The 12,739-nt window shown below is 70.0% G+C and carries 12 protein-coding genes and 1 pseudogene; 4 read left to right on the plus strand and 9 right to left on the minus strand.

Annotated features, from left to right (window positions below; genetic code table 11):
• The first annotated feature begins 73 nt into the window (after positions 1-73).
• A complete protein-coding gene (locus ACFWWR_RS04100; protein WP_384301831.1) occupies positions 74-382 on the plus strand; it encodes a DUF4333 domain-containing protein in 309 nt (102 codons plus the stop codon).
• A 234-nt stretch (positions 383-616) separates the two neighbouring features.
• On the opposite strand, the gene ACFWWR_RS04105 is transcribed toward ACFWWR_RS04100, so the two are convergent.
• The 3 genes from ACFWWR_RS04105 to acnA form a co-directional block, all read right to left on the minus strand.
• On the minus strand, positions 617-2,191 hold the full coding sequence (locus ACFWWR_RS04105) for an ATP-binding protein (protein ID WP_384301835.1): 1,575 nt from the start codon (positions 2,189-2,191) through the stop codon (positions 617-619).
• Entirely contained in the window at positions 2,188-2,574 is a 387-nt protein-coding gene (locus ACFWWR_RS04110; RefSeq protein WP_383857624.1) for a response regulator, read from the minus strand. The genes ACFWWR_RS04105 and ACFWWR_RS04110 overlap by 4 nt, the downstream gene beginning before the upstream one ends.
• Before the next feature lie 144 nt (positions 2,575-2,718).
• On the minus strand, positions 2,719-5,436 hold the full coding sequence (gene acnA, locus ACFWWR_RS04115; protein ID WP_383857626.1) for an aconitate hydratase AcnA: 2,718 nt from the start codon (positions 5,434-5,436) through the stop codon (positions 2,719-2,721).
• A gap of 220 nt (positions 5,437-5,656) precedes the next feature.
• Between acnA and ACFWWR_RS04120 the strand changes: the two genes are divergently transcribed.
• The 3 genes from ACFWWR_RS04120 (at position 5,657) to ACFWWR_RS04130 (ending at position 8,324) form a co-directional block, all read left to right on the plus strand.
• Positions 5,657-6,478, plus strand: coding sequence for a DUF6985 domain-containing protein (locus tag ACFWWR_RS04120; protein ID WP_383857629.1), 822 nt, complete (start codon positions 5,657-5,659; stop codon positions 6,476-6,478).
• A gap of 22 nt (positions 6,479-6,500) precedes the next feature.
• The gene (locus ACFWWR_RS04125; RefSeq protein ID WP_383857632.1) at positions 6,501-6,701 is read left to right on the plus strand and encodes a DUF4236 domain-containing protein; all 201 of its coding nucleotides are present in this window, start codon (positions 6,501-6,503) and stop codon (positions 6,699-6,701) included.
• A gap of 93 nt (positions 6,702-6,794) precedes the next feature.
• On the plus strand, positions 6,795-8,324 hold the full coding sequence (locus tag ACFWWR_RS04130) for a helix-turn-helix domain-containing protein (RefSeq protein ID WP_383857636.1): 1,530 nt from the start codon (positions 6,795-6,797) through the stop codon (positions 8,322-8,324).
• Here the strand turns inward: ACFWWR_RS04130 and ACFWWR_RS04135 are convergent.
• The 6 genes and pseudogenes from ACFWWR_RS04135 to ACFWWR_RS04160 all read right to left on the minus strand — a co-directional run bounded on the left by ACFWWR_RS04135 (position 8,281) and on the right by ACFWWR_RS04160 (position 12,701).
• A complete protein-coding gene (locus ACFWWR_RS04135; protein ID WP_384301838.1) occupies positions 8,281-8,589 on the minus strand; it encodes a hypothetical protein in 309 nt (102 codons plus the stop codon). The two genes, ACFWWR_RS04130 and ACFWWR_RS04135, sit on opposite strands and share 44 nt — an antisense overlap.
• A 138-nt stretch (positions 8,590-8,727) precedes the next feature.
• Positions 8,728-9,057, minus strand: coding sequence for a winged helix-turn-helix transcriptional regulator (locus tag ACFWWR_RS04140; protein WP_384301840.1), 330 nt, complete (start codon positions 9,055-9,057; stop codon positions 8,728-8,730).
• A gap of 86 nt (positions 9,058-9,143) precedes the next feature.
• A complete protein-coding gene (locus ACFWWR_RS04145; protein ID WP_384301842.1) occupies positions 9,144-10,676 on the minus strand; it encodes an MFS transporter in 1,533 nt (510 codons plus the stop codon).
• A 378-nt stretch (positions 10,677-11,054) separates the two neighbouring features.
• Positions 11,055-11,441 (minus strand): annotated as a pseudogene (locus ACFWWR_RS04150) (DUF3105 domain-containing protein); the annotation flags it as partial.
• 126 nt (positions 11,442-11,567) lie between these two features.
• Positions 11,568-11,711 carry a hypothetical protein gene (locus tag ACFWWR_RS04155; RefSeq protein ID WP_383857647.1) on the minus strand — a complete coding sequence of 48 codons (144 nt, stop codon included), beginning with the start codon at positions 11,709-11,711 and terminating at the stop codon, positions 11,568-11,570.
• A 150-nt stretch (positions 11,712-11,861) separates the two neighbouring features.
• Complete coding sequence (locus ACFWWR_RS04160) at positions 11,862-12,701, minus strand: NAD(P)H-binding protein (protein ID WP_383857650.1); 840 nt, start codon at positions 12,699-12,701, stop codon at positions 11,862-11,864.
• Positions 12,702-12,739: the final 38 nt, after the last annotated feature.

The raw sequence follows: 12,739 nt of genomic DNA on the forward strand, positions 1-12,739 counted from the left end.
AGATCTGCCGCTCGGGTGGGACGCACTACGAAGTCGCGCCGGTGTCCGGGCGGACCGTGCGAGCCTCTCGGTCGTGGCCGTCGGCACGCTGCTCGTCGGCTGCTCGGCTTCGGTCGACGTGGGTACGTCCACGCCGAAGATGTCATTGGACAAGCTGGCCACCACTCTCTCCGAAAAGCTCGCCGCCACGACGGGCCAGCCGAAGCCAGACATCAACTGCCCCGAGGACCTCGCCGGCAAGGTCGGCACCACCACCCGTTGTACGCTCACCGCGGACGACGGCAGCCCCTTGGGCGTGACGGTCAAGGTGACCTCTGTCGACGGAGACCAGATCAACTTCGACATCCAGGCCGACGGAACTGCTTCCCCTGCGCCGAACTGACGGCAGGGGCCTTCCGACTTACACCTAGGTGAGTGAAGATCGCTTACGTGTGACTGCGAGCCAGGCACGCGGAGCACGTCGGCGATGCCGTTCGGCCTGATCCACAACAGCTCCAGAACCGCCTGTTGCAAGTCGGCCGAGCGCGTAGCCGCCTGTGAATTCGATGTGCGCGTCCCCGGTGCCCGCCGGCCTGTTCCGGTTCGCCCATCGCCCATCCCTGTGCCGTACCGCAGTTCAGCGGCACCCCGACTGGTGCCCGCCCGTGGGCCGACGACGTGGGGTCGCCTCACACCGGTGCCCGACTGCTCCGGGCCCCCGCACCCCCGCCGCGTGGTCTGCCGCCGACAGGTCGATCGTGAACTCGGTGTGCCCCGGGACACTGTGCACGTCGATCCGGCCGCCGTGCGCGGACGTGATCGCCGCCGCGATGGCGAGGCCCAGGCCGGAGCCGCCCGCTCTCGCGTCCGGGCGGGAGCGGGAGGTGTCGGCTCGGGTGAAGCGTTCGAAGACTCTGGGCAGGAGGGCGGGCGGGATGCCGGGGCCGTTGTCGCGGACGCGGATGACGCGGTGGTCCGGCGTGGCCTCGACGGACGCCACCACCGTCGTTCCAACGGGTGTGTGCATACGCGCGTTGGCCAACAGGTGGGCCACCACCTGGTGGAGCCGGGCCTCGTCGCCGACGACCAGCGCGGGGGCGTCGAGGCCCAGTTCCAGCTGCCAGTCGTGGCCGCCGCCCGCGGCGCGCGCGTCCCACACGGCCTCCGCGACCAGTGCCGCCAAGTCCACCTCGGTGGACTGCAGAGGCCGGCCCTCGTCGAGGCGGGCCAGCAGGAGGAGGTCCTCCACCAGGCCGGTCATCCGGGCCGACTCGGCGGAGACCCGGCTCCAGGCCAGTACCGGCTCCACGCGGTCGGCGCCACGGTTCATCAGCTCCGCGTACCCGGCGATGGACGCGAGCGGCGTACGCAGTTCGTGACTGGCGTCGGCGAGGAAGCGCCGCATCTTCTCCTCGCTGCGCCGCACCCGCTCCTCGCTGCGCCGCCGCTCGACGAAGGAGGACTCGACGTGGTCGATCATGAGGTTGAGTGCCGCGCCGACCTGGCCGGCCTCGCTGCCCGGGTCGGTGTCGGGTTCGGGCACCCGGGTCAGGCCGGTGACCTCGCCCCCGCCGAGCGGCGCGCGGGAGACCTCGGCGGCGGTGGCGGCGACCCGGCCGAGGGGCCGCAGTTGGCGGCGTATGACCACCGCGCAGACACAGCCGGCGACGGCCAGCCCAAGACCCGCGACCACTGCCTCGACCACGACCAGGCCGCTGATCATGCGCTGTACGTCGCCCATCGGGAGTCCGGTCAGGACGCGGACCCCGTCGTTGTCGAGGGCGGTGACCCGGTAGGTGCCGAGGCCGGGGACGCTCCGGGTGTGCTTCGAACCGTCGGTGCCGATGCCCTCCAGGGCGGTGCGCTGGGCGGTGGTGAGGGCCTGGGGAGCGGCGTCCTCGGCGACGACCGACGCGGACAGGACGGTGCCGTCGGTGTCGAGCCGGGCGGCGAGCATGCCGGCGGGGTGGCCGCTCTCGTCGAGGAGGGTCAGGTCGTCCTCGACGACCGGGTGGAGCGCGGCATCGCTCAGGCTGCGCTCGGCGGCGTTGGTGACGCGGTCGTCCAGGTCGCCCATGAGGTAGGCGCGTTGGACGAGGGCGGTAGTGAACGCCATCGTGGTGCACACGACGGCGAGGGTGACGCCGACGAGGAGGAGCAGCCGGGTGCGCAGGGAGTGCGTGCGCGGCCCGGGGTGCGGCCTGGCGCTCATCTCCCCTCCTCCGTGGGCCTGATCGCGTGGCCCGGCCCGCGCACGGTGTGGATCATCGGCGTCCGGCCCTCGTCGATCTCGCGGCGCGGGCTGTGCTCCGGCGCCTCGCGGGCGGTGAGCATGAGGACGGGCGGCTTCGGCGGTCCCTGCCGCGGTCGGCGCGGCACCTGCGGCCCGTCGAGGTCGGGCAGCATCCCGTCGAGCGCGACGGCGTGCGGGGCGCTACGGCGGGCGACGCGCAGCGCACTGTGCCCGTCTGCGGCCGGGCAGGACCGTCGGCCCGCCCCGGCGACGGCCACCGGCAACACTTCGGTGAGCGTGGGCTCGTCATCGACGAGGAGCACGCGGACGCGGCCGGTTCGGGACCCGGAAGTGCCAGTCATGTACCGATCGTGTCCCCGCCCGCTGAGGGAACCCTGTGTTCCACCTGAGGGTGGGTGATGACCTGGGATGTCCTGGTCCGGGCACGGCGGAGGGCCGCACCCCCGTCGCCGGGGATACGGCCCTCAACTGCCCTGCCGTTCCGCCTACTTGCGGATCAGGCTGCGCAGCACGTACTGCATGATGCCGCCGTTGCGGTAGTAGTCCGCCTCGCCGGGGGTGTCGATGCGGACGACCGCGTCGAACTCGACGCCCGTGTCGGTGGTGACCTTCACCGTGCGCGGGGTGGTGCCGTTGTTGAGCTCCTCGACACCGGTGAAGGAGAAGGTCTCCTCGCCGGTCAGGCCGAGGGAGGCGGCCGAGGCGCCCTCCGGGAACTGGAGCGGCAGGACGCCCATGCCGATGAGGTTCGAGCGGTGGATGCGCTCGTACGACTCGGCGATGACGGCCTTGACGCCGAGGAGCGCGGTGCCCTTGGCGGCCCAGTCGCGGGACGAGCCGGAGCCGTACTCCTTGCCGGCCAGGATGGCCAGCGGGGTGCCCTGCTCGATGTAGTTGCGGGAGGCGTCGTAGATGAACGACACCGGCCCGCCGTCCCGCGTGAAGTCGCGGGTGTAGCCGCCTTCCGTCCCCGGCGCGATCTGGTTGCGCAGGCGGATGTTGGCGAACGTGCCGCGGATCATGACCTCGTGGTTGCCGCGGCGCGAGCCGTAGCTGTTGAAGTCACGGCGCTCCACACCGTGCTCGGTGAGGTACTGGCCCGCCGGGGTGTCGGCCTTGATCGCACCGGCCGGGGAGATGTGGTCGGTGGTGACCGAGTCGCCCAGCTTGGCGAGCACGCGGGCGCCCGTGATGTCGGAGACCGGGGTGGTCTCCATCGTCATGCCCTCGAAGTACGGGGGCTTGCGGACGTAGGTGGACTGCGGGTCCCACTCGAAGGTGTTGCCGGTCGGGATCGGCAGCGCCTGCCACTGGGCGTCGCCCGCGAAGACGTCCTGGTAGGACTTGTTGAACATGTCCTCGCCGATGGCGTTCGCCACGACGTCGTTGACCTCGGCCTCGGAGGGCCAGATGTCCCTGAGGTAGACCGGGTTGCCGTCCTGGTCGATGCCCAGGGCGTCCTTGGTGATGTCCACCTTCATGGAGCCGGCGAGGGCGTACGCGACGACCAGCGGCGGGGACGCCAGGTAGTTCATCTTGACGTCGGGGTTGATCCGGCCCTCGAAGTTCCGGTTGCCGGAGAGGACCGACGTGACCGCCAGGTCGTGGTCGTTGACGGCCTTGGAGACCTCCTCCGGCAGCGGGCCGGAGTTGCCGATGCAGGTGGTGCAGCCGTAGCCGACGAGGTTGAAGCCGACCTTGTCGAGGTAGGGGGTGAGCCCTGCCTTGTCGAAGTAGTCGGTGACGACCTTCGAGCCCGGGGCGAGGGTGGTCTTGACCCACGGCTTGCGGGTCAGGCCCTTCTCCACGGCCTTCTTCGCGACGAGCGCGGCGGCGACCATGACGTACGGGTTCGAGGTGTTGGTGCAGGAGGTGATGGCCGCGACCGTCACCGCACCGTGGTCGATCTCGTACGTCGAGCCGTCGGGGGCGGTCACGGTGACCGGGTTGGACGGGGCGCCGTTCGGGTGGACGGCCGGGGCGTCGGAGGCCGGGAAGGACTCCTTGCCCGCCTCGTCCACGTCGTCGACGTAGTTGCGGACGTCCGTCTTGAACTGCTCGGCGGCGTTGGCGAGGACGATGCGGTCCTGCGGACGCTTCGGGCCGGCGATCGACGGGACGACCGTCGACAGGTCCAGCTCGAGCTTCTCGGAGAAGTCCGGCTCGGCCTTCGGGTCCAGCCACAGGCCCTGCGCCTTGGCGTACGCCTCGACGAGCGCCAGCTGCTGCTCGGAGCGGCCGGTCAGCTTCAGGTACTTGATGGTCTCGTCGTCGATCGGGAAGATCGCGGCCGTGGAACCGAACTCCGGCGACATGTTGCCGATGGTGGCGCGGTTGGCGAGGGAGGTGGCGGACACGCCCTCGCCGTAGAACTCGACGAACTTGCCGACCACGCCGTGCTTGCGGAGCATCTCGGTGATCGTGAGCACCAGGTCGGTGGCGGTGGTGCCGGGGGTGAGCTCACCGGTCAGCTTGAAGCCGACGACGCGCGGGATGAGCATGGAGACCGGCTGGCCGAGCATCGCGGCCTCGGCCTCGATGCCGCCGACGCCCCAGCCGAGGACGCCGAGGCCGTTGACCATGGTGGTGTGCGAGTCGGTGCCGACGAGGGTGTCGGGGTAGGCCTGGCCGTTGCGGACCATGACCGTGCGCGCCAGGTGCTCGATGTTGACCTGGTGGACGATGCCGGTGCCGGGGGGTACGACCTTGAAGTCGTCGAAGGCGGTCTGGCCCCAACGCAGGAACTGGTAGCGCTCGCGGTTGCGGCCGTACTCCAGCTCGACGTTCTGCGCGAAGGCCTCGTTGGTGCCGAACTTGTCGGCGATGACGGAGTGGTCGATGACCAGCTCGGCCGGGGAGAGCGGGTTGACCTTCGCCGCGTCGCCGCCGAGCTCCTTCACGGCCTCACGCATGGTGGCGAGGTCCACGACACACGGCACACCGGTGAAGTCCTGCATGATCACGCGGGCCGGCGTGAACTGGATCTCCTGAGAGGGCCGGCCCTGCGAGTCCCAGCCGCCGATGGCGCGGATGTGGTCGGCGGTGATGTTCGCGCCGTCCTCCGTGCGGAGCAGGTTCTCGAGCAGGACCTTGAGGCTGTACGGCAGTCGGGCCGAGCCCTCCACCTTGTCCAGCCGGAAGATCTCGTACGACTCGTCGCCCACCTGCAGCGTGCTGCGGGCGTCGAAGCTGTTCGCCGACACGACAGTCTCCTTCATTTTTGTGCGCTTACCACCGCATCCTGCCGCCACGCCCTCTTGGCCGATCCGCTAAGGTAAGGCTAAGTTAGGCGTGCCTTACCGCCGGACTGATGACGACGTGCGACCGCGGCGCGCCTCGGCAGATATCTCGATGTCGAGATAACTCTAGTACATGGGGCCGCGTTGGTCATGCCCGGCCTCCCTGTGATGTCCTCCTGTGACCATGAACCGAGCCGATTTCTCCTGGGACGACTTCGCCTGGATGGCACGGGTGCCACTGCCGCCGGACACCTGGGCGGCCGCGACGGGGACACTCGTACCCCTGTACTACGCCCCCGAGGGCCGCGAGGGCCACCCGCTGGACGACGCCGAGATCGCGGCGGCCGCGTGGACGGCCGACCGGCTGCCCGCCCTGCTCGCCGGGGCGCGGCCCGCCCTGAGCGCCCACGCCGTGCACACCCTGAAGCCGGAGGACCTGGCCACCGCGTCCGGCCTGGCCGACCTCGTGCGCCTCAGCGCGCTCTATGTCCACCCGGTCTCCAGGGACGGCATCCCGTACGTGGGCATCGAGCTCTCCTGCCCCTGGGACGAGGAGCACGGCCTGGGAGTTCTCCTGCACGGCACGCGTGTCGTCGACGTCGGCGGGGCCGACACCGCCTTCCTGCTGTGGATCGCCGAGCGGGACGCCACGGATGCGCGGGCGGGCCTGGACGAGTCGCTGATCGGCTACTGGGACAGCTCCCCCTTCGACCAGGGCGTGATGGAGTCGTCCGCGCTGGAGCTCCGCGCGAACGGGCAGGGGTGGAGCAGCCTGGCCAACCTGGGCGGGGAGCACGTCACGCTCCTGACGTGGAGCTGCCCGGAGCCGGGGGTCGTCGAACTGCGGGACGAGGAGGGGCGGGCCTCACGACACCGGTACGACATCGCGCCCGTCGTACCGCCGTACGGCACCGAAGCGGTGACGTCGGTCACCTTCGAGGAGACGGTGGAGTGCTGCCATCAGTTCGCCAAGTGGGGGTATCCGACAGGAGTTGGGAGCAACTGACCGATCCTCAAGAGAGGCCCACATGCCCCTCACATTCCGCAAGAGCTTCCGGATCCTGCCCGGCGTGCGCCTGAACATCAACCGGCGCTCGTGGTCCATCACCACCGGCGGCGGCAGCCACGGGCCGAGGCACACGACCAGCAGCACAGGACGACGTACGACTTCGGTTGATTTGCCCGGACCTTTCGGATGGCGCCGCACCCGCACCGCGAAGCGGCGTTGACGATTCCTCAGGTCCGTCGCCGCCATCGCCGCCGGTCACCCGAACGGCCCTCCCCAAGAGGCGCCATCTCATATCTGAGATAGCCTCAACCCCATGGCAGACGACTACCTCGTACGCATCGGCAAGCTCATCCGTGACGCCCGGCAGCACCGGGGCTGGACCCAGTCGCAGCTCGCCGAGGCGCTCGGCACCAGTCAGAGCGCCGTCAATCGCATCGAGCGCGGCAACCAGAACATCAGCCTTGAGATGATCGCTCGCATCGGTGAAGCGCTGGACAGCGAAATCGTCTCTCTGGGCTACGCGGGCCCGATGCACCTGCGCGTGGTCGGCGGTCGTCGGCTGTCCGGCGCCATCGACGTGAAGACGAGCAAGAACGCCTGTGTGGCACTGCTGTGCGCCTCGCTGCTCAACCAGGGGCGCACAGTGCTGCGCCGGGTCGCCCGCATCGAGGAGGTGTACCGCCTCCTGGAGGTGCTCAACTCCATCGGCGTACGCACCCGCTGGATCAACGACGGCGTCGACCTGGAGCTGGTGCCGCCGGCCCAGCTGAACATGGCGGCGATCGACGCGGCGGCGGCCGTACGGACACGGTCCATCATCATGTTCCTCGGCCCCCTGCTGCACCGCATGGACCGCTTCATGTTGCCGTACGCCGGCGGTTGCGACCTCGGCACGCGGACCATCGAGCCGCACATGATCGCGCTGCGCCGGTTCGGGCTGGACATCGCGGCGACCGAGGGCCAGTACCACGCGGCGGTCGACCGGTCCGTACGACCCGACCGGCCGATCGTGCTGACCGAACGCGGGGACACCGTCACCGAGAACGCGCTGCTCGCCGCGGCCCGGCACGACGGCGTCACCGTCGTCCGCAACGCGTCCTCGAACTACATGGTCCAGGACCTGTGCTTCTTCCTGGAGGCCCTGGGCGTCAGGGTCGAGGGCATCGGCACCACCACCCTCACCGTGCACGGTGTGCCGAACATCGACGTGGACGTCGACTACTCCCCCTCCGAGGACCCGGTCGAGGCGATGAGCCTGCTGGCCGCCGCGGTCGTCACACAGTCGGAACTGACGGTGCGCCGCGTCCCCATCGAGTTCCTGGAGATCGAACTCGCGGTCCTGGAGGAGATGGGCCTCGACCACGACCGCACCCCGGAGTACCCCGCCGACAACGGCCGCACCCGCCTGGTGGACCTCACCGTCCGGCCCTCCAAGCTGGAGGCACCGATCGACAAGATCCACCCGATGCCGTTCCCCGGCCTGAACATCGACAACGTCCCCTTCTTCGCGGCCATCGCGGCCGCCGCTCAGGGCAAGACACTCATCCACGACTGGGTCTACGACAACCGGGCGATCTACCTGACGGACCTCAACCGTCTCGGCGGGCGGCTGCAGTTGCTGGACCCCCACCGGGTACTGGTCGAGGGCCCGACCCGCTGGCGCGCCGCCGAGATGATGTGCCCGCCCGCCCTGCGGCCAGCCGTGGTCGTCCTGCTGGCGATGATGGCGGCGGAAGGCACGTCCGTGCTGCGGAACGTGTACGTCATCAACCGGGGGTACGAGGATCTCGCCGAGCGTCTCAACTCGGTCGGGGCGCAGATCGAGACGTTCCGGGACATCTGAGCGGGTCACCGCTGGGGCTGTGCGAGCAGCCGGCGGGTGGGATCCGGGCCGGGAGGACGCGGGACAGCGGCGTGAACACGAGCTGCCTGGTCTGCGCCGCGAGTTTGACGTACAGCAGCAGGCTGTTGGGCATGTTCGCGCCGCCTTCGGTCGCGAAGTGCTGTTCCGTGCTGCCGAAGCCGGCGAAGCCGAACGCGTCGGCCCAGCGGGCGATGTCGGTGGGCGTCACGGGGGTGACGCTGCGGGACCGGACCAGTTTCTTCACGTGCCTCCTTGTGGTCGACAGACGAGGGCGGGCAGCAGGCAGGCGGCTCCGGCGCCGGGCGGGGTCAGTGGTCGGGCGCGGGCGGTTCGCCCGAGGTCGGCACGCTGCTCGGCGGCAGGTGGTCCTGCGCCCACACGGTCAGGGCGGCCAGCGGGATGAGGCAGGCGTTGCCGTGGGAGGTGAGGGCGTAGCGGGTGCGCGGTGGGGGCCGGGGACGACGGTCAGGGTGATCAGGTCCAGGTCGGCCAATTCCTGGAGGCGGTCGGTGAGCGTGCCGTCGCTGATGCCGGGGACTCGCTCGCACACCTGGCCGAAGTCGGCCGGGCCCCTGGCGAGCGCCGCGATGACCAGACCGGCCCAGGCCCTGCCCAGCAGGGCGCAGGCCTGGTTGAGGGCCAGGATCGGCTCGGGTGCCGGCGGGAGCCCGGAAGACCGGTGCCCCGGCTGGGTGCGGTGTGGGGTGGTCATGGGAATGTCCGATCCCGTACGGCGCGAGGTGTCGCGGTGACACCTCGCGCCGTACGTCGACGTGGCCGGTCGCGCCCTCCGCGCGGTCAGCCCATGTGGACGGGCGGTGCGCCCTCGGTGTGCCGCTGCTTGCCGGCGTTGACGGCCAGGAACATGACCGCCACGCCGAGCAGGAACATGGCGGCCGCGGCCACGAAGGCCATCGTGTAGCCGTGCGTCAGTGCCTCGCCCGCCCTCGCGACCAGCGGGAAGTCCTTGGTGGCCAGGCCCCGGTAGAAGGACGAGGCCGCCTCGGGCAGCTTGTCGTTCGCGGCCGAGGTGGAGATCGTCGACAGAACCGCGAGACCGAGCGCGCCGCCGATCTGCTGGGCGGTGTTCAGCAGTGCGGAGGCCATGCCCGTGTCCTTGTGGTCGATGCCGCTGACCGCGCCCAGCGTCATGGGGACGAAGGCCATGCCCAGCCCGAGTGCGGTGACGAACATCGCCGGCATCAGGTGCCCGGCGTACGAGGAGTCGGTTTCCAGGGTGGCGAACCAGACCATGCCGACGGCCGCGACCAGCAGGCCGGGTCCGGCGATCAGCCGGGGTGCCAGGTGCGTGATCAGCTTGGAGCTGATGCCCGCTGCGGCCGCCATGCCCACGCTGAAGGGCAGGAAGGCGAAGCCGGTCCTGACCGCGCTGTAGCCGAGGATCAGCTGCATGTAGAGCGTCAGGAAGTAGAACATGGCGAACATGCCCGACCCGACGAACAGCATCGTGCCGTAACTGCCGGAGCGGTTGCGGTCCTTGAACAGGCGCAGGGGCATCATCGGGTCGGCGGCGCGCGTCTGGACGAGCAGGAACACCACGAGGAGTACGGCGGCCGTGGCGAAGGACGCCAGGGTCAGGCCGCCTGTCCAGCCGTGTTCGCCGCCGCGCGTGATGCCGTAGACGAGGGCGATGAGTCCGCCGGTCCCGGTGACGGCGCCGGGGACGTCCAGACGGCCGGGGTGGCGTTCGGCCTCGACGAGGGTCCTGGTGCCGGCGAGGACGGCCAGGCCGATGGGGATGTTGATGAAGAACACCCAGCGCCAGTCGAGCGCGTCGGTCAGTACGCCTCCGAGGAGGAGGCCGACCGTGGCGCCGACACCACCCATGGCCGCGTAGACGCCCATCGCCGTGTTGCGGGACTTGCCGGGCGGGAAGGTGGTGGTGATCAGGGCCAGCGCGTTGGGCGCGGCGAGGGCGGCGCCGACGCCCTGCAGGATGCGGGCGCCGATGAGCAGGCTCTCGTTCGGGGCGAGTCCGCCCAGCAGTGAGGCGAGGGTGAAGACGGCTATGCCCGCCTGGAAGACGCTTCGCCGCCCGAAGAGGTCGCCCGCCTTGCCGCCGAGCAGCATCAGTCCGCCGAAGGCCAGCGCGTAGGAGTTGACGATCCAGGCCAGGTTGGCGTCGGAGACGCCGAGGTCGGTCTGGATGGCGGGCAGGGCGATGTTGGTGATCGTGGCGTCGAGGATCACCATCAGCTGGGCCGCGGCGATGACGAAGAGCGCCAGGCCGAGATGCCGCCCGCCCGGGGAGGCCCCGGACGCCTCGGCACCCGGCTGCCCGGGGATCGTGGTTGTGCTGTCGGCAGACAAGAAAGCACTCCAAAGAAAGAGAGGGGAATGGAAAAGGGGTTTTACCCCGACCGGGAAAGGACCTGGAATGTCAAATTCGACTCGGAAAACGCCCGATGAAGAGGCGACAGGACCACCTGACCGCAATACAGAGACGAACCGTAACACCCGGCTGACACCGGTAACGGCCTCCGGAAGCCATTCTCCGCGTAATTGTTTTTGGACTTGACTTCCTGCTCGACATAGGGGCAACGCGCCGGAGAAGGGAACTCCCTGTGCCCATGAACGTGGTCGGTCTGTCAAATGCGGAATTCACTTCCGGAACCATTGGCAGATTCGTGTCAGCGGGGTGTTAGCGCAGGAGAAACCGGAGGCGGCGGCCGTCCGTCCGTCCGTCCTTCAGGGGGTGGTGAGCCCGCCGGTGCAGGGGGCTCCCGGTTCGGGGGTCTGCGGCCCCTGGACGTAGGCGGTGAGGAACTGCTCGACGCGCGGGTCGAAGGCCGTGCCGACCGTGAGCTGGTGACCCCAGGCGGACAGCGTGACCGTCCCGGACTGGTGAGGGACGGGGCTCATCAGGGTGTAGGGCGTGCGGGTCACTTTTCCGGCGAGTTCCCTGCGGTCCGTGGCGGTCGCCGTGCCGTTGTACGTGATCCACACGGCGCCGTGCTCCAGCGAGTGCACGGCGTTCTCCTCGCGGATCGGCATCGTGTGGACAGTGCCGTCGCAGGTCATCCACGCCTTGTCGTGGTCGCCGCCGACGGGCGGGGTCATGGGGTAGTCGACGTCTTCCTCGACATGGCCGTACTTGAGCGTGTCGGCGTCCCAGACCCTTTCGCCGCGAACGTGTTTCCTGGCCGCGGCGGCCTCGCGTTCCCGCTCCTGGTGAAGGTCGAAGGCACACTGGCCGACGAGTCAGGCGACGACGATCACGCCGATGGTCAGCAGGAAGGCGCGGTGTCGGCGCTCGCGGGAGCGGAGCAGTTCCTGGGTGCGGTCTTCGCGCGCCGCGGCGGCCGCCCTGGCTGTCGCGGCTCTGGTTCTGGTGGTCCTGCCCATAGGGGTGTGTCCTCGGGTATGTCCTCGTAGGTTCTGAGGTGAACAGCCGACAGGGCTTGGAGCGAAAGCTCGCTCCAAGCCCTGTCGCACTCGACCGCGGTCGCGGCACGGCCCACGTCGGCGAGGTGCCGTGGCGGTGGCCGACGGGAGTCAGGTGTTCCAGACGCCCTGCCGGGCGGCGGTGTCGGCGTACTCGGTGAAGTCCCGGGGCGGACGGCCGAGGGCCCGCTCCACGCCGTCACCGATCGACTCGAGGACGCCGGCACGGACGTGCTCGTACAGGCCGACCGACAGGTGCACCCATTCCTCGGGCACGCCCTGCGCGCGCTGCTCGTCCGCGTACTCCTCGGGGGTGAGCGCCACGTAACGGAGGTTCCGGCCGGTGGCCCGGGCGATCTGCTCCACCGCGTCCCCGAAGGTCATCAGCCGGGGCCCGCTGATCTCGTAGTGCCGGCCGGCATGCCCGGCCTCGGTGAGAGCGGCGACCGCCACCGCGGCGATGTCGTCGGCGTCGACGAACGCCTCCTTTCCGTCCCCGGCCGGCAGCCGCACCTCGCCGCTGAGGACTGGGTCGCGCAGGAAGTCCTCGCTGAAGTTCTGGAAGAACCAGCGCACCCGCAGCACGGTCCACTCCAGGCCCGCGTGCTCCAGTCCCCGCTCAGCGGCGAGGACGTGCTCCTGAGCAGGGCCCCAGGCGTCGGAGGGCGTGGACAGCAGTACCGCGCGCCGGGCTCCGGCCGCCGCGGCCTGCCGGGAGAAGGCGGCAACGGCTTCGGCGGCCTGCGGGCGGCCGAGGTCGGGGAGCACCAGGTACACACCTGTCACGCCCCGCAGTGCCGGCTCCCATGTGGAGCGGTCCGTCCAGTCGAAGGAAGGCGTACCGGAACGGGATGCCGCGCGGACCGCCACGCCCCGCTCCTCCAGCAGCCGCACCACCCGACGGCCGGTCTTGCCCGTCGCCCCTGTCACCAAGATCATCTCGTCGTTCATGGCTCAACTGAACCAGTCGCCGTGAGCCCAGGCCATGC

It is taken from the genome of Streptomyces sp. NPDC058678 (assembly GCF_042714835.1).
Taxonomy (GTDB): Bacteria; Actinomycetota; Actinomycetes; order Streptomycetales; family Streptomycetaceae; genus Streptomyces.

What these genes read in the sequence shown, in the direction of transcription:
- ACFWWR_RS04110 (WP_383857624.1), bottom strand. Translation starts at nt 2,574, where the DNA reads ATGACTGGCACTTCCGGGTCCCGAACCGGCCGCGTCCGCGTGCTCCTC.
- ACFWWR_RS04155 (WP_383857647.1), bottom strand. Translation starts at nt 11,711, where the DNA reads ATGGGCAGGACCACCAGAACCAGAGCCGCGACAGCCAGGGCGGCCGCC.
- ACFWWR_RS04140 (WP_384301840.1), bottom strand. Translation starts at nt 9,057, where the DNA reads ATGACCACCCCACACCGCACCCAGCCGGGGCACCGGTCTTCCGGGCTC.
- ACFWWR_RS04120 (WP_383857629.1), top strand. Translation starts at nt 5,657, where the DNA reads ATGAACCGAGCCGATTTCTCCTGGGACGACTTCGCCTGGATGGCACGG.
- ACFWWR_RS04105 (WP_384301835.1), bottom strand. Translation starts at nt 2,191, where the DNA reads ATGAGCGCCAGGCCGCACCCCGGGCCGCGCACGCACTCCCTGCGCACC.
- ACFWWR_RS04130 (WP_383857636.1), top strand. Translation starts at nt 6,795, where the DNA reads ATGGCAGACGACTACCTCGTACGCATCGGCAAGCTCATCCGTGACGCC.
- ACFWWR_RS04125 (WP_383857632.1), top strand. Translation starts at nt 6,501, where the DNA reads ATGCCCCTCACATTCCGCAAGAGCTTCCGGATCCTGCCCGGCGTGCGC.
- ACFWWR_RS04160 (WP_383857650.1), bottom strand. Translation starts at nt 12,701, where the DNA reads ATGAACGACGAGATGATCTTGGTGACAGGGGCGACGGGCAAGACCGGC.